A 22489-nucleotide genomic window follows, 5' to 3' on the forward strand; every position below is an offset into this window, starting at 1 on the left:
CCGGGCGCGGCGCTCGGCGCCCCTCATGCGGGTTTCTCCACCCGCAGCGTGTCGCGCAGCGTGGCGTCGCGCGGCTCGCGCGTGTAGAGCGCGTACTCGAACCGCGCCCAGCGGCCCGCGGCCCAGACGGCGGGATCGAGCGCCAGTTCGGCCTTGAGCGACGCACCGGCGGGCCCTGCCTCGAGTTCGCCCGCCTCGTTGCGCAGCTGCGCCAGTCGGGCGCCGCCGGCGTCCTCCACGGTCAGGGTGTAGGCGGCGAAGCGGCGTGCGTCGCCACGCGGGGTCTTCAGATGGGCCACCACCGCGTCGCCGTCGGCCCATTCGAGCGTGGCGTCCAGCCCGACGGACAACGCGCGAAAACCCTGGCCTTCCTGCTCCAGCCCGCGCCGCGCCCAGCGCTCGAACGCCGCGGCATCGTCGGCGGCCGGGCGGTTCGCCGGCTTGACGTCGAGGTTGTCGCCGTCCGGGCCCAGGGCGATGGGCGGGCGCAGTTCGCTGCCGTAGGGCGCCGCCGCGGCGCGGCCCTCGCCCCAGTAGCTGCGCTTGAGGAAGACCTCGTTGAGATCGTCCTCCAGGCTCACGGCATAGAGCATGTAGGCAAAGCCGACGAGTCCAAGCAGCAGGCCGACGCCGGTCAGCGCCTCGCCGGCCAGCTCGGCCAGCGCGATACCGCCCATGCGGGTGACGACGGCCTCCGACAGGGCTAATCGGGTCGTGGTCTTTGATGCGAAAAGAAGGGCAGTACCAACAAAACTTGATCCAGAAGAAAAGCGAAATAGCCATGAACTATTCAGATACTCCTCCATAGCCGCCTTACTCCCCCGCTCCCTGGCCGAGCAGTAAGAGGCATAGGCGGCGTAGGCGGCGAACGCGCTGGCCGCAGCGCCGGCGATACCGCCGGCCAGGCGTATCGTGGCCGCGCGCACCGAAACGCTGGCCAGCGTCAGGCGGCCGCCGGCGGCGCGGATTTCGTAGTAGCCGGAGGCGACGTTGAGCGCGCCTTCGAGCAGTCCGGCGGCGCTGTCGAGCACGCTCATCATGACGTCGGTGTGCGCGTAGCCCTCGGTGTCGCGCAGGCGGCCGAGGGCGTGCCAGAGCGCGTAGGCCTGAAACACGCCGAGCACGCCGGCGGTGGCGCCGGTGCGCGAGAGCAGCGCCTGGCGCGCGGCCAGGGCGGCCTCGGCCTGCTCGCCGATGAGGTTGAGCGCCACGCTCCTCGGCAGGCGCAGCGTCGCCGGGAGGTTTTCGCCGAGTGCGCCGGCGGCGACCACCTCGACCAGGTCGTCGCCGTGGCGTGCGGCGAGCTTCTCCAGTTCGGCGAGGCGCGAGCGGGTGAGGATGACGGGCTGGTACTCGGGCGTGTCGAGGCCGGCGCGCCCGGCGAGCTTGTGCAGTTTCATCGCGCTCCAGCGGCGTACGCGGCGGTCGGTCTCGAGCTTGGTCTGCAGTTTCATGGCGATCTCGCCGCGCTGGAAGGCGCGGGCCGCGGCGTCCAGCGCCTGGCCGGGGGGCAGTTCTATGCCGATGGTAACGTAGCGCTCGCCGGCGGGGTCGGCCATGAGGTCGAGAATGGCGGCGGTACGGATCTGCAGGGTGAACGCGCGTTCGGCCTCGTTCGGCGCGATCGGGGCCAGGCCGAGCGCCCTGGCGTGCGCCGGGTCGACCAGCGAGGCGCGCAGATAGGCGGCCTGGCTGCCGGCCTGGGTGAGCTGGAGCAGGTGCTCGCCGTACACTTCGCGGCGCAGGTGCAGGATCTCCCGGGTTTTCTCCGGAAGTTCGTTGAGCAGGAGGTTGATCTTCTCGGCGACGTCCTTGGCTCCGCCGGGGGAGCCGACGATCGCCTGAGCCGCGCCGAAGGGCTGCAGCAGGGCCTGGTCGATCCACCTGGCCGGGGCGTCGGGGTCCTTGCCGTAGGCCTCGGCGAGTTCGCGCGCGGAAACCGGGGTGAGCGCGCCGCCGCCCCAGCATCTGCCGACGGTGCGCAGCCGCGCGGTCCAGGCTTCGACCTGCTGCAGCGGCGTGCCGTCTTCGGGCCTGGGCCGGGTCAGGTCGAGGCATTCGTCCGCATCGTAGCGCACGGCAGCGGCCAGTTCGGGCCGGCGCAGCCAGGCGACGAAATCGGCGTCGAACGCGGCGATGCGCTGTTCCCAGTCGTCGGCGGTGCGCTTGAAGCCGGCGCGGAAGCCGTCGAGGTGTTCCAGGCGCACCTTGCCGCGGTAGCGCTCGATGCGGCTGCGGGCGTTGGCGTGGGCGATGCCTTCGAGGCCGCTCTGCACGCTGTGCTCGGGCCAGGTGACGCGGTAGCGCTCGACGGGGCCGGCGAGCTTTTCGTAGCGTGTGCCGGGCGGGCCGTAGGGTTTGCCGGTGCGCCGTTCCTCGGCCTGGATGTGGCGGTAGGCGTCGCCGGAGATGATCTGGTGGTCGCGGTAGGCGCCTGCGGCGGCAAGCTGTTTCTGTTCGTGCAGTTTCTGCGCGTAGACCCAGCTCTCGATCATTTCCTCGTGCAGCGCCGAACGCAGCTTCCACGCGCGCAAGGGGTCGCTGTGGCTCCCGGCGGCATCGGGCCCGCCCTGTACCCAGGCGTCACGGGCCTCCCTGGAGAGCAGGCGAAGCTGGTTGTACTGCTCGGCGACGCCCACGGGATCGGGCAGCATGAGAACCGCCGATTTGCCGGCGTAGACCTCGGGATCGGCCTGCGTGCCGCTGCGCTTCTCGACGGCGCGCACGTCCGCGGCGAAGGCTTCGGCTTCGCCGATGCAGCCGGTGTCCAGGGGACGCACCGCATCGCGGAAGGCAGCGGCGTAAGCCGGCGGCGCGGAATCGGCAAAGTCGGCAACGTGGTGCGCCAGGGTGTCGCGGTCCAGCGGCAGACAGCCGGGCGCGCCGGCGCCGGCCATCAGGCGCTTGAGCGGCAGTTCGCGCCCGCGCAGGTCGCGCAGCCTGGCGCGCGTGCCGCCGGCCTCGACCTCCGGATTGGCGGCATAGCGCTGGAGTACGCCGAACGGCCAGAGTTCGGCGCTGTAGGCGAACCAGACGGTGTCTAGGGTGTGGGCGCCTTCGATGCAGACGGTATGCGCGAGCAGGTTCTTGGCCCCGCGCGAGCACTGCTTGGGCGGGGCGGCTCCGGCGAAGCCGGACAGGCGTCCGGCGCATTGGCGTTCGTCGGCCTGGTGCACGATCTTGCGGGTCAGGCCATCGCGCATGACCTGCCAGACATCCCAGCGCCCGCGCGCTGGATAGTAGAGGTAGACGTAACCGGCCTGCGGCAGCCGGGCGACGGGAATCGTGGCCTCGCGGGGGAGGGCGCCGAACGCGGGATCGAGGGCATCGGCCCAGCGGTAGCCCGCCGCTTGCAGCGCGTCGGCATGGCGTCCGGCGACGACGGAGGGTGTGACGATCAGCAGCTGCAGGTCCAGGCGGTGGCAGGGCTGGCAGACGGCGGCGGGATCGGGCAGCGGCACCCCGGCGACCATGTCGAGCACCTGTCTGGCGGTGGAGGGAGCTTCCAGCACGGCGCCTTCAGTCATGTGGCGGGTTCCTCGGTGCGGTGTCGAAAGGGGCATCGTCCAGCGTGCCGCCGGACCAGAAACGTTCGGGCAGCACGGCGATGCCGTCGCGAAGTTTGTTCTCGCCGCGTACGGTCCGGTCGAGCAGGCTGGTCCATTCGGCGGCACGTTCGGCGCCCGGAGCCATTCGGAGCATGGCGCCGGCGTAAAGCTGGCGATCCTCGCCGCGCAACTTCAGACGCCGGGCGTCGTCGAGGTGGCGCAGGACCCGCTTCAGGGCGTCGGCCGGCAACGGACAGTCTCCCTCGGCGGCCTGCCAGCTGCGCGCGAGGGCTACGGCGGCCGGGGCATCGCGATGCCGTTCGAGCTGTGCCTTGTCCAGAGAGAATGACAGAGGCAGCGGGGCAGCATCCGCCGGCTGCGGATCGGCCTGGTAAAGGTGCAGCCGTCCGAGCGGACCGGGGGCGATCCAAAGGGCATCGCCGAGCAGGATGCGGCGCTGTTCCGAAGTGAGCACTGGCCACAGCGCGGCGTGATACACGGGGTTGTGCCAGCGCAGCCAGTGGTAGTGGTGCAGCCGTCCGAGACGGTTGCACCGCTGCAGGCGCCGGGCAAGCTCGGCGGCGCTCTGCGTGGTCGCAACCCAGCCGCATACGGCATAGGGGGAAAAATTGGGCGTGTCGTTGCCCAGTTCGGGCTCTGCCTGAACGCCGAGATGAGCCTCGGCGTGGGCCTGCGTGATACTCGCTTCGAACAGGGGATCGTCAAGTGCCGAATCGGTCTCGCACATATAGGCCGCAACGCGGCGGCAGTCGAGCGTGAGGAAGCGGGCGAAGTCGATATCCGGCTGCGGGTAGGTGCTTGCCCATTCCCGGCGCAGCAAGCCGACTTCCCGACGGATATCGTCACGCAGATCCAGAGGATCGGCCAGTTCGGGCGAATAAAGAAGATGCAGGAAGCCGTCCGGACGTTGCGCCTGCACCGCCCGGACGACGTCGATAACCATCTCGCGAAATACCAGCGGATCGGCCGGCAGGAGCCGCGCCGGTGCGGAAAGATGCGCTGCGACGGATTGACCGGACGTCATCGGCAGGGACCCCGTGTCGGAAACCGGCCAGTGCGCCGAGTGCGCACCGGCTACGGTTGATGAATGGAAGCCTATATTCCTTTTTTAATGTACGGTTTTTTGGCGGATATGCAAGTCCACTCCCGGCGTATTGCCAGAACGACAGGTCGAAGGCGGCCGATTCTGTTGAAAAACTCTCTTGAAATGGTGGTGTAGAGCGGGTCCACTGAGGTTCCATCGATCGAGCGGAGAGTGGCGCGATGATGGGACGTCAGGAAATGCAGCAGGCCCCGCTGTTCTATGCCTTCAAGCTCGAAGATCACGTACCGGCCGATCATCTGCTGCGCGGCATCGACCGGTTTCTCGATCTGAGTCAGTTGCACCCGCATCTGGCACCACACTACAGCCATACGGGCCGTCCTTCCGTCGACCCAGCCCTGCTGATCGGATGCTGATCGTCGGCTACTGCTTCGGCATCCGTTCCGAACGCCGCCTGTGCGAAGAGGTGCATCTGAACCTGGCCTATCGCTGATTCAGCCGGCGAGGCGTTTGGCCCCTCGCGTATCCGCCCACGGTGGCGCGAACTACGACGTCATCGTCGTTGACGCCGGCCTATTGGCTTCGATTTCGAGCCCCCGCAGGCGTGTTTTGCTCTTTGATCCGATCATCAGGCACACGTCTCCAGCAACCGTCTTCTGGCTAACACGAGATTGGCCAGGCCGGACAGCGTGTAGAGCTGCGCCTGGTTCTTGGCCAGCCCCCGGTAACGCACCTTGCGATGCCCGAAACGCTGCTTGATGACCTGGAACGGATGCTCGACCTTGGCCCGCACGCGCGCCTTGGCCTGCTCCAGGCGCTCGCGAGCCCGGCCCAACGCATCCTGGGGCAAGGTCCGGCGCTTGCCCGGGCGCAGCGCCAAACGAGAGGGCCCGGGCGCTCTGCACGCCGTCGGTCACGCCGACATCGGTGACGGCTTCACCCTCGCCGCCCACGACCCGATGCAGTATGAACCGCCAGGGACCATTCGACGGGTACTCGGCATTCATCTGCGCGAAACACCCGGCGCCGACGATGCGCTCGTTCGACTATTGCTCCGGCCTCTAAATAGAGCCTGCTTCAGGGCTGTATTCAATGGATCGGGCCGCCTGTGCAGGTCAGAGGCTGCGGCCATCGAAGCCGATTGTAGAACGGCGCTCCGAGACCTTCCCCGGATCGGCACAAACGGGCTGAAGTTGGCTCTATTTAGGGGCCGGGGCAATGAGGTCATTTCAGCACGAACTCGGGCGCCAACACCGCTCCGACCGAGCCGAAATCATGCTGGCCATCAAACGTCAGAATTAACGTACAACCTATCCCGCACTACTCTGCACTACTCTGTGGCATGATTTGAATCACGGCCCCGCTACTCCGATATTGGCGAACGTCGGACGATAGCAATAAGCCGCGACAAACGAGCGAACGTGGTGGAATGGACAGATGGCTAGCAAGGCCGAGATCATCGCCGTTACCAGTGGCAAAGGCGGTGTAGGTAAAACCAACATCAGCGTCAATCTGGCCGCCGCCCTGTCCAGCCGATCCCTGCGCGTATGCCTGTTCGATGCCGACACCAACCAGGCCAACGCCAATATCCTGCTGAGACTCGCTCCCAGGCTGACCATCGAACACGTGCTCGACGGCCGGCATTCGATCGAGGATGTACTGATCGAAGCGCCGGGAGGCGTTTCCGTGGTGCCCGCGGCATCGGGCATCGCCGACTGCGATGATCTCAACGACTTGCAGCGGCAGCATCTCGGCAAGGCCATCGCCACACTGGAGTCGAAGTTCGACTACATCATTATCGACACCGCTGCGGGCAGCAGCCGCGATGTGCTGTTCTTCCTGAGGGCGGCGGCGCTGATCCTCATGGTCATCACCCCCGAACCGACATCGCTGACCAACAGCTTTTCCCTGTTGCGCGTGATGCGCCGCGAAGGCATCAGTGCGCCGACCCGGGTCATCGTCAACCAGGTGGCGGACACCCTCGAGTTTCGCAGCGTCTTCCAGCGTTTCCAGGCGGCCGTTGCCAAGTACCTGCGGCTTCAGGTCAAGGCCTTCGGGTATATTCTCGCCGACGAAACGCTCAAGGCCGCAGTACGCATACAACGCCCGGTGATCTACTTGCGCTATGACGCGCCCGCCAGCCTGTGCTTTTACGAACTCGCCAAACGACTCGAGCACACGGCCATAGGCCAGATCCCGGGCAATGTGCGGCGCAGTCTCTCGGGCCTGGTCACGGCTCGAGTCGGCGAATCGTCATCCGAATCCCGGACCACCGTACCGTCCATCGCCGAACTCACGCGCCTGGAACCACGGCGTGTACATGAACTGCTGGCCCACGCCCTGCAGGCACTGCAGGAAACCGGTGAGCTGGAGCAGACCGAAACGGCCGAGGCGATCAATGCCCTGGTAAGCGCGTTCACGCAGCGCTTCAAGGCGCTGCCGTTTGCATTCGACCGTACGCTTTATCGATACCTGGAAAACAGCGACTATCCGGCCGAAACCCTTCGCTCCATGGCGCTGACCTTGGAAAAGCTCTATGCACGCCGCGAGGGCCGCAGCCTGCATGACGCCGAAGCGTTGATCGCCTTGCTGATGATGGAGCTGCGCGGCGACGAAGCGCGCTTGATGGCGCTCTCGCAACGGGTCGCGGACAGTTTCATACGCCTGTTCGGGCGCACACCGCCGGTATCGCCCTCGCATGTATCGGCCGCGATTTCCGAGGGACAATTCGACCGCCGGACACTGCAGGACATGCGGGATGCGATCGATGCCGCGCTGACCACGGACGAAGAGCCCCGCCCGCGAGACTTGCCCGCCCCCAAGCTCCTGGTGCGCAACAGCTGAATCCAGCGCCGAGCCGATCCGGCCAGCACGCATACAACGGCCACCGCTCTGTCTGAAGACGGTCCAAACCGATGCTTTGCGCGAACCTTGCCGCAGCGGACGCCCGGTCCGCTGCGGCCTACACGTCACGCCGCGGCGGCAGCCAGCATGGACTCGGCGATGCGCGCCTTGGCCGGCGCGTCGAGGAAGGACGCCTCCACCGAATTGAGACTCAGAGTCAGCAACTCCTCCGGACCGAAGCCGAAGGCCTGCTGTACGGCTGTGAAGTTCTCCGTCATGTAGCCGCCGAAATAGGCCGGATCGTCGGAGTTGATGGTGGCCTTGAGCCCCAGATCGAGGATCTGCTTGAGCGTGTGCGCGCGCATGTCCGGGAACACGCACAGGCGCGTGTTGGACAGCGGGCAGACGGTCAGCGGCATCCGCTCCTCGGCCAGCCGCGCGACCAGCTTGGCATCCTCGACGCAGCGCACGCCATGGTCGATGCGCGAGACCTTGAGCAAATCCAGCGCCTCCCAGATGTACTCAGGGGGGCCTTCCTCGCCGGCGTGCGCCACGGTCAGCAGGCCATGGCCGCGAGCGGCGGCGAACACGCGTTCGAACTTGGACGGCGGGTGCCCCACCTCGCTCGAATCCAGACCGACCGCGGCGATGCGGTCCAGATACGGCTCGGCCTGTTTGAGCGTGGCGAAGGCGGCGTCCTCGTCGAGATGGCGCAGGAAGCACAGGATCAGCTTAGAGCTGACGCCGAGGCGCTGCTCGCCCTCGGCAAGCGCCCGCGTGATGCCGTCGATCACGGTAGCGAAGGGAATACCGCGGTCGGTGTGGCTCTGCGGATCGAAGAAGATTTCCGTGTGCACCACGTTCTGGGCGGCGATGCGCTCCAGATAGGCCATGGTCAGCTCGTAGAAATCGAGTTCGGTCTGCAGCACCGCGGTGCCCTGGTAGTACAGGTCCAGAAAGGATTGCAGGTTGTGGAAATCGTAGGCCGCACGCAGCGCCTCGACGCCGGGGTGGCTGAGTGCCACCCCATTGCGCTTGGCGAAGGCGAACAGCTGCTCGGGTTCGAGCGTGCCCTCGATATGCAGGTGCAACTCGACCTTGGGCAGGCGCGCAATGAGCGCGCCCATGTCTGCCTGGGAAGTCACGTGCGCCCCGCTCAGCTGGCCTTGCCTTCGACGCCCTGCACGAACCACTGCAGGCCTAGCAGTTCGCCGTCGCTCAGAGACTTGCCGGCCGGCACCTTGAGCGCGCCACTCTGATCGTGCAGCGGACCGGCGAAGATATTGAACCTGCCGCTCTCGATATCGGCCTTGCGTTTCATCACCAGCTCGACCACATCCTTCGGAATCGCCGGATTGAGCGGCCCCAACTCGACGATCCCCGACTTGAGTCCCCCCCAGAACGATTCGGGCTTCCAGCGGCCGTCCAGCACGCGCTTGGCGGTTTCCACGTAGTACGGTCCCCAGTTGTCGATGACGCCGGTCAGCTGCGCCTTGGGGCCGTACTTGAGCTGGTTGGAATCCTGGCCGATGGCGTAGATGCCGTGCGCTTCGGCGACCTGCATCGGCGCCGGCGAATCGGTGTGCGTGGCGATCACGTCCACGCCCGAGGCGACCAGGGTCTGCGCGGCTTCGCGCTCCTTGCTCGGGTCGTACCAGGTGTTGACCCACACGGTGCTCACCGCGGCCTCGGGATTGGTCTCGCGCAGGCCGATGGCGAACGCATCGACCACGCGGTACACCTCGGGGATCGGGAACGGCAGGATGAATCCGATCTTGTTGCTCTTCGTCATCGCGCCGGCGACCAGGCCGGTGAGGTACTGCGCCTCGTAGAAGCGACCGTTGTAGTTGCCCATGTTGGGGGCGGTCTTGAAACCGGTGGCCTGCTCGAAGATGACGTTGGGGAATTCCTTGGCCACCTTCAGCGTGGGGTTCATGTAGCTGAACGAAGTGGTGAAGATAAGCTGATGGCCGGTGCTGGCGAGCTTGCGGAACACGGCCTCGGCGCGCGCGTCCGGCACGTTCTCGACATAGGTGGACTCGACCAGGCCGGCGAGCTTCTTATCCATGTACTTGCGCGCCAGCTCATGCTGGTAGGACCAGCCGATGTTGCCGACCGGATCGATGTACACGAAGCCGATCTTGAGCGGCTTCTTCAGCGGAATCTTGTAGTAGCCGTCGGCGGCCAGACTGGTCAGCGGCAGGCCGCCGATGGCGCCGGCGGCGGTCAGACCGGCGGCGGTCTTCAGGAAATCGCGACGTGAACTCATGTGATTGTTCTCCTTCGACTGAGAGGCATAGCAGCAAAACCCCTTACGTCTCTGCCCGGAACGGCCGGCCCAGTGATGCGGGGGTATTTAAACGGATACGCAAAGGATCGCGCGAAATCAGCACCAGCGCGACCAGCACCGCCAGATACGGCAGCGCGGAAAGCAGGTAGGTATTCAGCGCCAGGCCCGCCGCCTGGGAGAACAACTGGCCGATGCCGACGCCGGCAAACAGCCAGGCCCCGAACAACAGGCGCAGCGGGCGCCAGGTGGCGAACACCACCAGACCGACGGCGATCCAGCCCTGCCCGGCGACCATGCCTTCGGCCCACATCGGGGTGTAGGTGGTGGACAGGAAGGCGCCGGCAAAACCCGCCATGGCCCCACCGAACACCGCGGCGGCATAGCGCACGGCGTAGACGCGCAGGCCCAGGCTGTAGGACACCTTGGGATCCTCGCCGACGCTGCGCAGCGTGAGCCCCGCGCGGCTGCGGGTCAGGAACCAGTGCACGCCGAACACCAGCAGCAGCGCGAGATAGACCGGCAGGGAGTGATCGAACAGGATCGGCCCGAGAACCGGGATCTGCGACAGCCCCGGCAGCGGGATGGCCGCCAGCCCTTTGATCGACTCGCCCGCATAGCCGTGACCGATGAACCCGCTCAGCCCGTGGCCGAGAATGGTCAGCGCCAGGCCGGTCGCCACTTGATCGGCCACCAGCTGTACCGTCAGCCAGGCGAACAGCAGGCCGCACAGCGCACCCGCGCCCACGCCGGCCAGCAGCCCCACGTACGGATTGCCGGAGTGGAATGCCGCGATAAAGCCGCACACCGCCCCGACCGCCATCATGCCCTCCACCCCCAGGTTGAGCAGGCCGGCGCGTTCGCAGACCAGTTCGCCCGCAGCAGCCAGCAGCAACGGCGTGGCCGCGACCACCACGCCCGCCAGCAGCGAAACCCACACAGCGGTGGTCATGCACGCACCCGCGTCAGACGGTAGTGAACCAGCACGTTGCTGGCGAGCAGCGTGAACAGCAGCACTCCCTGCAGCAGCTGGCCCAGTGAGGACGACAGGCCGAGCGTGATCTGCGCGTTGTTGGCGCCGACGTAGAACAGGCCGACCAGCAGCGCCGAGGGCAATACGCCGAGCGGATTGAGCTGACCGAGATAGGCGACGATGATCGCTGCAAAGCCCATCTCCGACGCGATGTTGGTCTGCAACTGATCGATCGGCCCGGCGACCTGCATCAACCCCGCCAGCCCAGCCATCGCGCCGCTGAGCAGCAGCGCCGTCCAGACCACGCGCGGGCGGCTGAAACCGGCATAGGTCGAGGCGGCATCGCTGGCCGACACGCGGACCTGAAAGCCGAACAGCGTGCCGCGCAGCAGCAGCCAGATCAGCGGCGCCGCGGCGAAAGCCACCAATGCACCGATGTCGAACTGCGTACCCGGCCAGATCACCGGCAGCGAGCCGGCACTGGGAAAGCTGACGGAGCCGGGAAAACCGAAGTTGGACGGATCGCGCCACGGCCCGAAGGTCAGGTAGTGCAGGCCGGACAGGGCGACGTAGTCCAGCATCAGACTGGTCAGGATCACGTTGGCATTGAAACGCGTATTGAGAAATGCCGGGATGGCAGCGTAAGCGGCACCGCCGATGATGCCGAGCACGAGCATCGTCGGTATCACCCAGACGCCGGCCACCTGAGGATCGTGCACGATGATCGCACTGCCCAGCACTGCACCGGCGATGTACTGACCCTGTGCCCCGATATTCCAGACTCGCGAACGAAAGGCCACCACCAGACCGGCGCCGATCAGCGCCAGCGGCGCGCTCTTGACCAACACGTCCGCCCAACCTTCGGCACTGCTCAAAGGGGCCAGAAACAACGCGTAGAAGCCGGCCAGCGGCGCCTTGCCAGACAGCGCCAGCAACGCGAAGGCGATCAGCGCGGCGGTCAGTGCCGCCAGCACCGGCGCGAGGATCCGCATAACGAGAGAAGGCTGGGCGCGACGCAAAAGTCTAAGCCGCATCGCCGAACGCCTCCCAACCATCCTGACTGCCGCCCATCCACTGCCCCAGCTCGGCGCGGCCCGTCTCCTCCACCGGTCGTACCGGCGAGACCCGCCCGCCGCTCATGACCACGATGCGGTCGGACAGCAGCAACAGTTCGTCGAGATCGTCGGAGATCACCAACAGCGCCGAACCACGTTCGCGCAAGGCCAACAGTCCGTCCTGGATGCGCCGCGCCGCGGCCACATCGACCCCCCAGGTCGGCTGCGCAACGATGAAGATTTCGGGATTCTGGTCCAGTTCCCGGCCCATGATGAACTTCTGCAGATTTCCGCCGGACAGCGAAGCTGCCGGCTGATTCACGCCGGCCTGGCGCACCTGGTGTTTCGAGCACAGCACCTCGGCCATGGCGCGCGCCTGAGCAAGGCGTAGCCAGCCCCAGCGCAGGGCCTGCGGCCAGCGTGTGAGCAGCGCGTTGTCGACCAACGAAAGCTCCGGCACCGCCCCCTTGCCCAGACGTTCCTCGGGCACGTAGCGCAGTCCCATGCGGCGCCGCGCACGCACACTCAGGTGCCCCACCGAGCGGCCGTCCAGCACCACCGCTTGCGGCGCTACCGCGCGCTCGCCGACCAGCGCCGCCATCAGTTCCTGTTGACCGTTGCCGGATACGCCGGCCAGACCGAGGATTTCGCCCTGGCGCAGCTCGAAACCGACCTCCACCAGCTCGGTGCCGTGCGGATCATGCGTCGGCAGATTGAGCCCGGAGACGGCCATGCGCACCTGCGGCTCGATCGTCGGCCGGCTGCGTTCGCGCAGCGGCGGCGGCGCGTCGCCAACCATCAGGGCGGCCAGTTCCTCCACCGAGACCTGGGCGGTGTCGCTGCGAGCCACCACGCAGCCGCCGCGCAGCACCGTGACGCGATGGCACAGCGCACGCACCTCATCCAGTTTGTGGCTGACGAAGAGAATGCTCAGCCCTTCGGCGGCCAGTCTGCGCAGGATCGCGAACAGGCTCTCGATCTCCTGCGGCGTCAGCACCGCGGTCGGCTCGTCGAGAATCAACAGCTTGAGCGGCTCCTCCTGCAACAGGCAGCGCAGAATTTCCACCCGCTGGCGTTCACCGACCGAGAGTCGATGTACCGGCCGGCGCGCGTGTACGCGCAGGCCGTATTCGCGCTCGGCCTCCTCCACCCGTCGCACGATGCGCTCGGGATCCCAGCGGCCGTGCCGATTGAGCGTCAGCGCGAGATTTTCGGCCACGGTCAGACTCTCGAGCAAAGCGAAGTGCTGCTGCACCATGCCCATGCCCAGCGCACGCGCATGCATGGGGCCCTCGATGCGCAACTCGCGTCCGTCCCACAACAGGCTGCCAGCGTCCGGTTCAAGCAGGCCGTAGATCATCTTCATCAGGGTACTTTTGCCGGCCCCGTTTTCGCCGAGCAGGGCATGGATCTCGCCGGGGCGCACACTCAGCGATACATCGTCGTTGGCGACCACGCCGGGAAACCGTTTGGTGATGCCGGCCAGTTCCAGGCGCGCATGCCCTTCCTGCGGCGCAGCATTGTCATTCATCGAGCTCATCGCCCGCATCAATCCCTTGTCGTAATCCGTCGTCCGACCCGTCCGCCGGCCGGACGGGGATCGTTGGCCTTATACACATTCGGTGCCAGTCCATGCACTCCGTGCGCAGCGCCTGCGCACAACCGCACGGAAACGAGCCACGCTCCAAGGCGCGCATTGTACGCAGCTTGGCGGGCGGAAACGAATCGTACGCGCCACAACAGTGCGCGGCGCCACCGACACGCCCCAAAACAAGGCAGCCGAGCCGGTGCCGACTGCTCAAACGAAACAGGAATATGTAGCACTTCCGGACAGCAACCCCGGCTGGCCTCCGACTTGCATCCGGAGTCGCCCGTTCTTCGCCGTGCCGCATCCCGAATGTGGCCTAGCAGCTCCGGATAGGGCAAGACGCACCTTTTTAGGCTAAAGTTGCCGCGGATGGAGAGCAATCCCTCCCGTTTCGACGGGGTTTCGCAGCGGCAAAAAAAGCCGCTGCCAGGTGGCGACAGCCGCCTAAACGTAGAGATACGACGGTGGCTCCGTCGTCAGGCTGCCCTTGCACCGAAGATGGGCAACGGTCGATCTCCACACTACAACTACTATGAACATGCAAAATAGGGGTTTTCGCATGAACAAGAAGCTTTCGGGTGCAACCCTCGCCGCCACCCTGGCCGCGGGCATCGCTTTGGTTCCCGTCTCCCAGGCGCGCGCTGCCGGCGAGGACTTCATCACCATCGGCACCGGCGGCGTCACCGGCGTCTACTATCCGCTGGGCGGTGCGATCTGTCGCCTGATGAACAAGGATCGGGCCAAGACCCACATCCGCTGCTCGGTGGAATCCACCGGCGGCTCCGTGTACAACGCCAATGCCCTGAACAAGGGTGAGATCGATTTCGGCGTGATGCAGTCCGACGTGCAGTACAAGGCCTACCACGGCGAGGGCCCGTTCAAGGGCAAGGCCATCAAGACCCTGCGCGCGGTGTTCTCGGTTCACCCTGAACCCTTCACCGTGGTCGCGCGTGCCGGCTCCGGCATCAAGACCTTCGCCGACCTGAAGGGCAAGCGCGTCAACATCGGCAACCCGGGCTCCGGTCAGCGTGCCACCATGGACATGCTGATGAAGGCCTACGGCTGGACCAGGAGCGACTTCAAGCTGACCTCGCAGCTCGCCTCCAACGAACAGGCCAAGGCCCTGTGCGACAACAAGGTCGACGCCATCGTCTTCACCGTCGGCCACCCCAACGGTTCGATCTCCGAAGCGACCACCACCTGCGATGCCAAGCTCGTCCCGGTGAACGGTCCGATCATCAAGAAGATCGTCGACAGCGAGCCCTACTACTCCTGGGCGACCATTCCGGGCGGCATGTACCGAGGCAACCCGAACCCGGTGACCACCTTCGGCGTGCGCGCCACCGTGGCGACTACCTCCAAGGTGCCCGAGAAAGTGACCTACGAGCTGGTCAAGGCCGTGTTCAGCAACTTCGACCAGTTCAAGAAACTGCACCCCGCCTTCGCGCATCTCAAGAAATCCGAGATGGTCAAGGCCGCTCTTTCGGCTCCGCTGGCGGCCGGCGCCAAGAAGTACTATGAGGAACAGGGTCTGCTCAAGTAGGACCCGATGCAGAGGGCGGGGCATCCCCGCCCTCTGCAATCCGCAACCGACCGATGCCTGATGGATGCGAGCCCCAGACGCCGTGTCCATGATTTCCTACCCAGCCTGCGACTCGGGCGACCATACCGCGGGCGACGGTCGCGCATGGCTGAGAGAGACCCCCGTATGAGCGACGCGAAAACGACTGAGCAGGCCCCATCCCGGGAAGAGTTGGAAGACCTGATCGCGGAGGCCGACACGGGCGCCCGCAAACCCGGCCCGCTGGCGGCGAAGATACTGATCGGCGTAGCGCTGACCTGGTCGCTGTTTCAGCTATGGTTTGCCTCCCCGCTGCCCTACATCTTCAACTTCGCCGTTTTCAACTACACCGAAGCGCGGTCCATCCACCTCGCCTTCGCCGTTTTCCTGGCCTTTACCGCCTACCCCGCGTTCAAGCATTCCGCGCGCGACCGTATCCCGCTGCTCGACTGGGCGTTCGCGCTGGTCGGCGCCTTCTGCGCGGCTTATCTGTATCTGTTCTACGACCAACTTGCGCAGCGCCCGGGCATGCCGACGACCATGGATGTCGTGGTCGGCGTGACCGGTCTCGTACTGCTGCTGGAGGCCACCCGCCGCGCGCTCGGCCCGCCGCTGATGGTGGTCGCCACCGTGTTCATCGGCTACGCTTTCCTCGGCCCGTACATGCCCGACGTCATCGCGCACAAGGCCGTCTCGCTCGACCGCGGCATCTCGCAGTACTGGCTGGGCACCGAAGGCGTGTTCGGCGTCGCGCTGGGCGTGTCGACCTCGATGGTGTTCCTGTTCGTGCTGTTCGGCTCGCTGCTCGAGAAAGCCGGCGCGGGCAACTATTTCATCCGCGTGGCGTTCTCGCTGCTCGGCCACATGCGTGGTGGCCCCGCCAAGGCGGCGGTGGTGTCCTCGGCCTCGACCGGCATGATCTCCGGCTCGTCCATCGCCAACGTGGTCACCACCGGCACCTTCACCATCCCGCTGATGAAGCGCGTGGGATTTCCGCCACACAAGGCGGGCGCCATCGAATGCGCCTCATCAGTCAATGGCCAGATCACTCCACCGGTGATGGGCGCGGCCGCGTTCCTCATGGTCGAGTACGTCGGCATTCCCTATACCCAGGTGATCAAGGCCGCCGCGCTGCCGGCGCTGATCGCCTACATGGCGCTGTTCTACATCGTCCACCTCGAGGCGCTGAAACTCGATCTCAAGGGCCTGCCGCGGCTCAACCCCAAGCCCTGGCACCGCTCGCTGATCTCCTTCGTGATGAGCTTCTTCGGCATGGTGCTGCTCACCGCCGCGGTCTACTACGGCATCGGCTGGACCAAGGACGTGTTCGGCAACGGCGCGACCTACGTGCTCGGCGGCGTGCTGATCGTGGCCTACCTGGCGCTGGTCGCCTACGCCTCGCGCCTGCCGGACCTGGACGAGAACCCGCAGTTCGACGTGCTGCCCGAACCCGGCCCGACCATCAAGTCAGGACTGTATTACCTGCTGCCCGTGGTGGTGCTGGTGTGGTGCCTGGCCGTGGAGCGCCTCTCGCCCGATCTGTCGGCCTTCTGGGCCACGCTGTTCCTGATGGTCGTTGCCGTCACCCACCGCCCGCTCAAGGCCTTCTTCCGCAAGAGCGGCGACATCGGCGCGATGGGCAAGCGCGGCGTGCTCGACGTGTGGGACGGCCTGATCAACGGCGCCCGCAACATGATCGGCATCGGCGTGGCCACCGCCGCCGCGGGCATCGTGGTCGGCACCGTCACGCTGACCGGCATCGGCCTGGTGATGACCGAGTTCGTCGGCTACATCTCCGGCGGCAACCTGATGCTGGTGCTCATCTTCACCGCCATGATCAGCCTGTTGCTGGGCATGGGCCTGCCGACCACCGCGAACTACATCGTCGTCTCCACCCTGATGGCGCCGGTGATCGTCGGCCTCGGCGCGCAAAGCGGGCTGGTGGTGCCGCTGATCGCGGTGCACATGTTCGTGTTCTACTTCGGCATCCTCGCCGACGACACGCCACCCGTCGGCCTGGCGGCATACGCCGCGGCGGCCATCGCGCGCTCGGACCCGATCCGCACCGGTGTGCAGGGCTTCACCTACGACATCCGCACCGCCATCCTGCCGTTCATGTTCATCTTCAACAACGAACTGCTGCTGATCGGCGTACACAGCTTCTGGCACTTCGCGCTGGTGTTCGTCAGTGCCCTGTTCGCCATGATGGCCTTCGCCTCGGCAACCCAGGGCTATTTCGTCACCCGCTGCCGCTGGTACGAGGTGCTCGCCCTGCTGCTGATCGCGTTCACCCTGTTCCGCCCCGGCTTCTGGATGGACATGATCCAGCCCGCCTACAAGCTGGAACCGGGCACGCACGTGATGCAGGCCGTGGACAAGGTCGCCGCCGGCGGCTCGCTGCGCCTGCGCGTGGTCGGCGACACCATCGAGGGCGACCACGTGGACAAGATCGTCGTCCTGCCGATGGGGCCGAAAGGCGACGCCGCCAAGCGCCTGGCGCATGCCGGCCTGTTCGTCGGCCAGCAGGGCGGCAAGCTCATCGTGAACAACGTCGGCTTCGGCAGCACCGCGCAGAAATACGGCATCGGCTACGGCTGGGAGATCAAGAGCGTGCAGGTCAAGACCGACCGGCTGCCCAAACAGCTGATGTTCATTCCCGCGTTGCTGTTGCTCGGCCTGCTCGCCTGGTACCAGAACCAGCGCCGCAAGCGCGCCAAACTGACTGCGGTGGCGGCCTGAAGGCCGCCGCCCGCCCCTGAGCGGAGAACCCGAAATGTTCAAGGAAATCCTGTTGGCGGTCGATCTCGGCGAGGAAAGCTCCTGGAGCAAGGCGCTGCCGACCGCCCTCGAACTGGTGCGCAACCACGAGGCGCGGCTGCACGTCATGACCGTCGTGCCCGACTTCGGCTTCAGCGTGGTCGGCCAGTACTTCCCCAAGGACTACGAACACAAGATGATCGAGGACATGCAGCGGCGCCTGCGCGAATTCGTCACCACGCATGTGCCGAAGGATGTCGCCGTGCATGACATCATCGGCCACGGCCCGATCTACTCGGAGATCCTGGACGCCGCCGAATCCGTCAAGGCCGACCTCATCGTACTCGCCTCGCACCGGCCCGGCCTGCAGGACTACCTGATCGGCCCCAACGCCTCCAAGGTCGTGCGCCATGCGAAATGCTCGGTGCTGGTGGTTCGCGAATAAGGCCGACAGCAACATAAACATGACTGGAATGATCAACTAATTGTGCATATAGTAGCTCATTGATCCGGCAGCCAAATATTCGCCCCATCAGGGCATCCACACCAGGATGTGATCAAGGCACAGGCCACTGATAATCCGGATCAAGAATTCAGTCTCGGAGCCGCGGCATGACCACGATGCTTCCGTGCAAAATCCATAATCAATGCAGTAATCGGCCGTGAGCGACGGCGGAGCGGAGTACATGAACAGCGTGTCGGCATCTTTGGGCAAGGCCGTCGATGTCACGCGCCTGCCATCCCTGCCGCAGGTGCTTTTCCGGCTACTTGATGCCTGCGAGAACATCGACAGCGGCATGAGCGACATCGCCGCCCTTATCCGCCAGGATGCCGCATTGGCGAGCAGGGTGGTCGCACTCGGCAGCAGCCCGGTCTATGCCCGCCGGCACAGCAGCGACCGACGAATGAGCCTCGAGCAGGGATTGATGCTGCTCGGGCTGGACACCATGCGCACACTGGCACTGACCGCCGCGGTCTACCAGCACATGGACCGCTCACTGGGTTCGCACTCCCCGCGCCTGCGCCGTTTCTGGCACGATGCCCTGCTCACCGCGACCCTGGCCGAGCGGCTGGCACGACTCAGCGGTTATTCGGCACCGCACGAAGCCTACCTCGGCGGACTCATCAGCAACATCGGCCAGATCGCCCTGCTCGCGCTCGACCCGCAGAGCTATGACGCCGTCCTGAACCAGAGCAGCGATCCTGAAGCCCTGCTGCGACACGAACGTTCCGTATTCGGCCACGATCATGCCGAACTCGGCACCTATATGCTGCGCCAGGCCGGACGCAGCGGACCGCTCGCCGATGCCGTGCGTTTCCACCACGCCGATGCGGACGAACTCGCCGGCGCGCACCATCTCGTGCGGGTAGTCGCCGCTGCGAACGGCCTACTCGGTGATACCGACGGCCCCAGCACCACCGGCATGGTCGCCGCTGACCGCATGCTCGGGCTGATACCCAGCCTGCTGGAAGACGTCTACCACACTGCCTCGGAACACACGCGGGAGACCTGCGCGGACCTCGGCATCGACCCCGAAGCCCCCGCCGAATCCACCATCGCCCTAAGCGATAGCGAGCAGCACCTGACCAGGCGTCTCGGCGAACTCAACGTCATCTCGGCGGTACGCCGCCAGTGGTCGGCGAGCGACGACCTGGAAACGTTGCTGACCTCTGCTCACCTGGCCTCCACCCTGATCTTCGGCATCCACGAACTGGGCTATTTCCTGCTCGATCACGAGGGCAGCCGGGCGACCGGATATGCCGCCACCGTCACCGCCCCCATCTGGGCCGAACTCGAACTACAGCTGCCGGCGCCACATTCGTTGATCGGCAACGTGTTGGCGGACGCCAGGCCGCGTTGTCACTATCCCTGGAATCGCGAGCATCCGGACAGTTTCAAGCCCAGCGTCCTCGATCGCGAAATCGCCGCGCTATTGGACCGCCAGGGCCTGCTGTCCATGGCCCTCAAGTCCGGCACGGATTTCGTGGGTGCCATCGTCATCGGCGTGAACCCCGACGACGAAGCGCGCCTGGAGGATCGCCGTCCCCTGCTCGCCTTGTTCGTGCAGGAACTGGCCGCTTCCATTGCCGGCGTGCGCCTGCGCTTGGAGCAGCATGAATCCATGCTCGAGGCACAGGAGTCGGAATACCGACTACAGGCCCGCAGCGTGGCGCATGAAGCCAAGAACCCACTCAGCATCATCAACAACTATCTGGCCATACTCGGCCGGCGCATCGAGGAAGGCAACACCGACGTGTCCAAGGACCTGCGCATCATCGGCGAGGAAGTCACCCGCGTCGGCGCAATCCTGCGCAGCCTGACCGAAGTCGCCGAGGAATCCGGGCAGGATGACCGCGCCGACCTGAACACCCTGATACGCGATGTCGCCAATCTGCTGCACCCGACCCTGTTTGCGCCGGCCGGGCTGAAAATCGAGCTGACTCTCGACAATGCCCTTCCGACCATTGCCGCACCGCGCAACAGCATCAAGCAGATACTCGTGAATCTGGTCAAGAACGCCGCCGAGGCGCTCGGCGACGGACAGACCATCAGCATCCAGACCGAAGACGGTGTCTACATCGGCAAAAAACCCTTCGTCGCCATCGTCGTGGCCGACAACGGCCCCGGACTCCCGCCCCATGTGCTTGAATCACTTTTCGACCCCGTCACCAGCACCAAGGGCAAGGGGCACTCAGGCCTCGGTCTGTCCATCACCAAGCGGTTGGTGGATGAACTCGACGGCGGAATCACCTGTCGCAGTAGCTCCAGCCAGGGCACGCACTTTCAGATAATCATACCCAGACGACTGCCGGATGAACCATCCTCATGACATCGCCCCCGCATAACGTCGTGCCCATCCCCGACGGCACCTCGAACGGAGCAGAAAAAAGCTCCGAGCCGGGCATGGACGCCTCACCTGCCAGAATCCTGGCCGTGGACGACGACCCCCGCTTGCTCGCCAGTGTGCGCGAGCTGCTTTCGCTCAGCGGCTATCGGATCGATACCGCCAGCGGCGGCCGCGAAGCAATCGAGGCGCTGGCGACGGGAACCTACGACATCGCCCTGATCGATATCAGGATGCCCGAGGTCGACGGCCACCAGATCATGGACTATGTGGCGTACAACGAGCTGCATACGGACATCATCGTGATCAGCGGCGAAGCGTCATTCGAGACTGCAGTGGATGCGCTGCGGCACCGTGTCCACGACTTCCTGCTCAAACCGTACACGCCCGAGCAGCTCCTGCGGCGTATCGGCATCACGCTGGAGCGCCGGCGCCTGAAGGCCGATGCGGCACTGTTTCAGGAAAAACTAGGCAATTCCGAGAAACTGCACCGCTTCCTGGTCAACACCTCTCCCGACATCATCTACATCCTGGACGGCCTGGGCCATTTTACCTTCGTCAACCAACGCGTCGAAGAGCTGCTCGGCTACACCCGCGAGGAACTGATCGGTCAGCACTACACGCAGCTGGTCCATGAAGAGGACCTGGAACTGGCCGAATTCGCGTTCAACGAACGCCGCACCGGCAGGCGTGCGACACAGAATCTCGAACTGCGCCTGCGCCCCAAGAACCAGGCCGAGAGCCCCAAGAGCTTCTCGACCAGCGCCATGAGTGTGGAACTCAGCGCTACCGGGCTGTATTCAAATCGCGACGCGGGCGATAAGCGCCATCACCTCGGCACCTACGGCGTGGCACGGGACATTTCCGACCGCAAGCAGGCCGAGGCCGTGATCCGCTATCAGGCCTACCACGATCTGCTGACCGGACTGCCCAACCGAACGCTGTTCAAGGACCGGCTGAGCATGGTCATCGCCCAAGCCAGGCGCCTGGGCAACATGATCGCGGTGATGTTCATCGACCTCGACCGATTCAAGATCGTTAACGATTCGCTGGGCCATGTCATAGGCGACCGCCTGCTGCGCACCGTCGGCCAGCGCATCGAGACCTGCCTGCGCGAGGACCGACGAGGAACTGATCAAAAACGCGGACATCGCCATGTACAGCGTGAAGAACGACACCCGCGGCGGACTGGCGTTCTATTCGCAGACCATGGACGCGCAGTTCTCGCAACACTTCGACCTCGAGGTGGGGCTGCGCGCCGCCTTGAACAACGACGAGTTATTGCTTCACTATCAGCCGCAGTTCGATGCCGACGGCAATCGGATCAACGGTATGGAGGCGCTGCTGCGCTGGCAGCATCCGGAACGCGGCCTGTTATATCCCGACGATTTCATACATCTCGCCGAAGAAGCAGGTCTCATACACCACCTGACCGAATGGGTTCTGGACGCGGCCCTTCATCAGATGAAGGTCTGGCTCGCCGCAGGCATCGCGCCGCCTCGCATGGCAATCAACCTTTCGGCGCTGGACCTCAAACGCGCTTCCATGGTGGACGACGTGATACACGCACTGACCCGCCATGAACTGCCCGGCGAGTGCCTGGAACTGGAGATCACGGAGAACCTGATCGTCCAAGACGTCAATGTCGCCACCCAGGGCCTCACCGCCCTGGCCCGACACGGCGTCAGCATTGCGATCGACGACTTCGGCACAGGCTACTCATCGTTGAGCTACCTACACCAGTTGCCCATCCATACCCTGAAGATCGACCGCTCATTCGTCCACGACATCGCCCCGGATCAAACCGGCCGTTCGGTCATCGACGCCATCATCGCCATGGCGCACAGCCTCGACCTGACAGTCGTTGCCGAAGGCGTAGAGACGGAAATGCAGCGCGCCTGGCTCTCGCAGCACGGCTGCCACGGCATGCAGGGATATCTGCTGAGCCGGCCGGCCACGGCCTCCGA

The 22489-nt window shown here is 65.4% G+C and carries 13 protein-coding genes and 3 pseudogenes; 8 read left to right on the plus strand and 8 right to left on the minus strand.

Annotation, left to right across the window (positions count from 1 at the left end; translation table 11 throughout):
* Nucleotides 1-23: 23 nt before the first annotated feature.
* A complete protein-coding gene (locus tag P8014_RS16290; RefSeq protein ID WP_337818379.1) occupies nt 24-3527 on the minus strand; it encodes a T6SS effector BTH_I2691 family protein in 3504 nt (1167 codons plus the stop codon).
* A complete protein-coding gene (locus tag P8014_RS16295; RefSeq protein ID WP_337818380.1) occupies nt 3520-4593 on the minus strand; it encodes a hypothetical protein in 1074 nt (357 codons plus the stop codon). The genes P8014_RS16290 and P8014_RS16295 overlap by 8 nt, the downstream gene beginning before the upstream one ends.
* Before the next feature lie 239 nt (nt 4594-4832).
* On the opposite strand from P8014_RS16295, the pseudogene P8014_RS16300 reads away from it, so the two are divergent.
* A pseudogene (locus P8014_RS16300) lies at nt 4833-5101 on the plus strand (transposase); the annotation flags it as partial.
* A gap of 138 nt (nt 5102-5239) precedes the next feature.
* On the opposite strand, the pseudogene P8014_RS16305 reads toward P8014_RS16300, so the two are convergent.
* A pseudogene (locus P8014_RS16305) lies at nt 5240-5455 on the minus strand (transposase); the annotation flags it as partial.
* Between the two features lie 593 nt (nt 5456-6048).
* Between P8014_RS16305 and P8014_RS16310 the strand changes: the two are divergent.
* The gene (locus P8014_RS16310) at nt 6049-7455 is read left to right on the plus strand and encodes a MinD/ParA family protein (protein ID WP_337818381.1); all 1407 of its coding nucleotides are present in this window, start codon (nt 6049-6051) and stop codon (nt 7453-7455) included.
* A 125-nt stretch (nt 7456-7580) separates the two neighbouring features.
* On the opposite strand, the gene P8014_RS16315 is transcribed toward P8014_RS16310, so the two are convergent.
* From P8014_RS16315 to P8014_RS16335, 5 genes are read right to left on the minus strand one after another with little or no spacing between them, the layout of a single operon-like run.
* Nucleotides 7581-8582: an adenosine deaminase gene (locus P8014_RS16315; RefSeq protein WP_337818391.1), complete on the minus strand. Its 1002-nt coding sequence runs from the start codon at nt 8580-8582 to the stop codon at nt 7581-7583.
* 29 nt (nt 8583-8611) lie between these two features.
* Complete coding sequence (locus P8014_RS16320) at nt 8612-9724, minus strand: BMP family ABC transporter substrate-binding protein (protein WP_337818382.1); 1113 nt, start codon at nt 9722-9724, stop codon at nt 8612-8614.
* A gap of 43 nt (nt 9725-9767) precedes the next feature.
* Complete coding sequence (locus tag P8014_RS16325) at nt 9768-10694, minus strand: ABC transporter permease (protein WP_337818383.1); 927 nt, start codon at nt 10692-10694, stop codon at nt 9768-9770.
* Nucleotides 10691-11749, minus strand: a complete 1059-nt coding sequence (locus tag P8014_RS16330) for an ABC transporter permease (protein WP_337818384.1) — start codon at nt 11747-11749, stop codon at nt 10691-10693. The genes P8014_RS16325 and P8014_RS16330 overlap by 4 nt, the downstream gene beginning before the upstream one ends.
* A complete protein-coding gene (locus P8014_RS16335; protein ID WP_337818385.1) occupies nt 11739-13301 on the minus strand; it encodes an ABC transporter ATP-binding protein in 1563 nt (520 codons plus the stop codon). The genes P8014_RS16330 and P8014_RS16335 overlap by 11 nt, the downstream gene beginning before the upstream one ends.
* A gap of 616 nt (nt 13302-13917) precedes the next feature.
* On the opposite strand from P8014_RS16335, the gene P8014_RS16340 reads away from it, so the two are divergent.
* The 6 genes and pseudogenes from P8014_RS16340 to P8014_RS16365 all read left to right on the plus strand — a co-directional run.
* Complete coding sequence (locus P8014_RS16340; protein WP_337818386.1) at nt 13918-14901, plus strand: TAXI family TRAP transporter solute-binding subunit; 984 nt, start codon at nt 13918-13920, stop codon at nt 14899-14901.
* Nucleotides 14902-15066: 165 nt separating this feature from the next.
* Nucleotides 15067-17658, plus strand: a complete 2592-nt coding sequence (locus P8014_RS16345; protein WP_337818387.1) for a TRAP transporter permease — start codon at nt 15067-15069, stop codon at nt 17656-17658.
* 34 nt (nt 17659-17692) lie between these two features.
* Nucleotides 17693-18121: a universal stress protein gene (locus P8014_RS16350; RefSeq protein WP_337818388.1), complete on the plus strand. Its 429-nt coding sequence runs from the start codon at nt 17693-17695 to the stop codon at nt 18119-18121.
* A gap of 217 nt (nt 18122-18338) precedes the next feature.
* Complete coding sequence (locus P8014_RS16355) at nt 18339-20507, plus strand: HDOD domain-containing protein (protein WP_337818389.1); 2169 nt, start codon at nt 18339-18341, stop codon at nt 20505-20507.
* Nucleotides 20508-20581: 74 nt separating this feature from the next.
* Nucleotides 20582-21631, plus strand: a pseudogene (locus tag P8014_RS16360) (response regulator); the annotation flags it as partial.
* 100 nt (nt 21632-21731) lie between these two features.
* The coding region (locus P8014_RS16365; RefSeq protein ID WP_337818390.1) for an EAL domain-containing protein at nt 21732-22489 on the plus strand (758 nt) is incomplete at its 3' end.

The organism is Acidihalobacter sp. (assembly GCF_037381185.1).
GTDB lineage: Bacteria > Pseudomonadota > Gammaproteobacteria > DSM-5130 > Acidihalobacteraceae > Acidihalobacter_A.

What these genes read in the sequence shown, in the direction of transcription:
- P8014_RS16345 (WP_337818387.1), top strand. Translation starts at nt 15,067, where the DNA reads ATGAGCGACGCGAAAACGACTGAGCAGGCCCCATCCCGGGAAGAGTTG.
- P8014_RS16295 (WP_337818380.1), bottom strand. Translation starts at nt 4,593, where the DNA reads ATGACGTCCGGTCAATCCGTCGCAGCGCATCTTTCCGCACCGGCGCGG.
- P8014_RS16315 (WP_337818391.1), bottom strand. Translation starts at nt 8,582, where the DNA reads ATGGGCGCGCTCATTGCGCGCCTGCCCAAGGTCGAGTTGCACCTGCAT.
- P8014_RS16330 (WP_337818384.1), bottom strand. Translation starts at nt 11,749, where the DNA reads ATGCGGCTTAGACTTTTGCGTCGCGCCCAGCCTTCTCTCGTTATGCGG.
- P8014_RS16335 (WP_337818385.1), bottom strand. Translation starts at nt 13,301, where the DNA reads ATGAATGACAATGCTGCGCCGCAGGAAGGGCATGCGCGCCTGGAACTG.
- P8014_RS16320 (WP_337818382.1), bottom strand. Translation starts at nt 9,724, where the DNA reads ATGAGTTCACGTCGCGATTTCCTGAAGACCGCCGCCGGTCTGACCGCC.
- P8014_RS16325 (WP_337818383.1), bottom strand. Translation starts at nt 10,694, where the DNA reads ATGACCACCGCTGTGTGGGTTTCGCTGCTGGCGGGCGTGGTGGTCGCG.
- P8014_RS16310 (WP_337818381.1), top strand. Translation starts at nt 6,049, where the DNA reads ATGGCTAGCAAGGCCGAGATCATCGCCGTTACCAGTGGCAAAGGCGGT.
- P8014_RS16350 (WP_337818388.1), top strand. Translation starts at nt 17,693, where the DNA reads ATGTTCAAGGAAATCCTGTTGGCGGTCGATCTCGGCGAGGAAAGCTCC.
- P8014_RS16290 (WP_337818379.1), bottom strand. Translation starts at nt 3,527, where the DNA reads ATGACTGAAGGCGCCGTGCTGGAAGCTCCCTCCACCGCCAGACAGGTG.
- P8014_RS16340 (WP_337818386.1), top strand. Translation starts at nt 13,918, where the DNA reads ATGAACAAGAAGCTTTCGGGTGCAACCCTCGCCGCCACCCTGGCCGCG.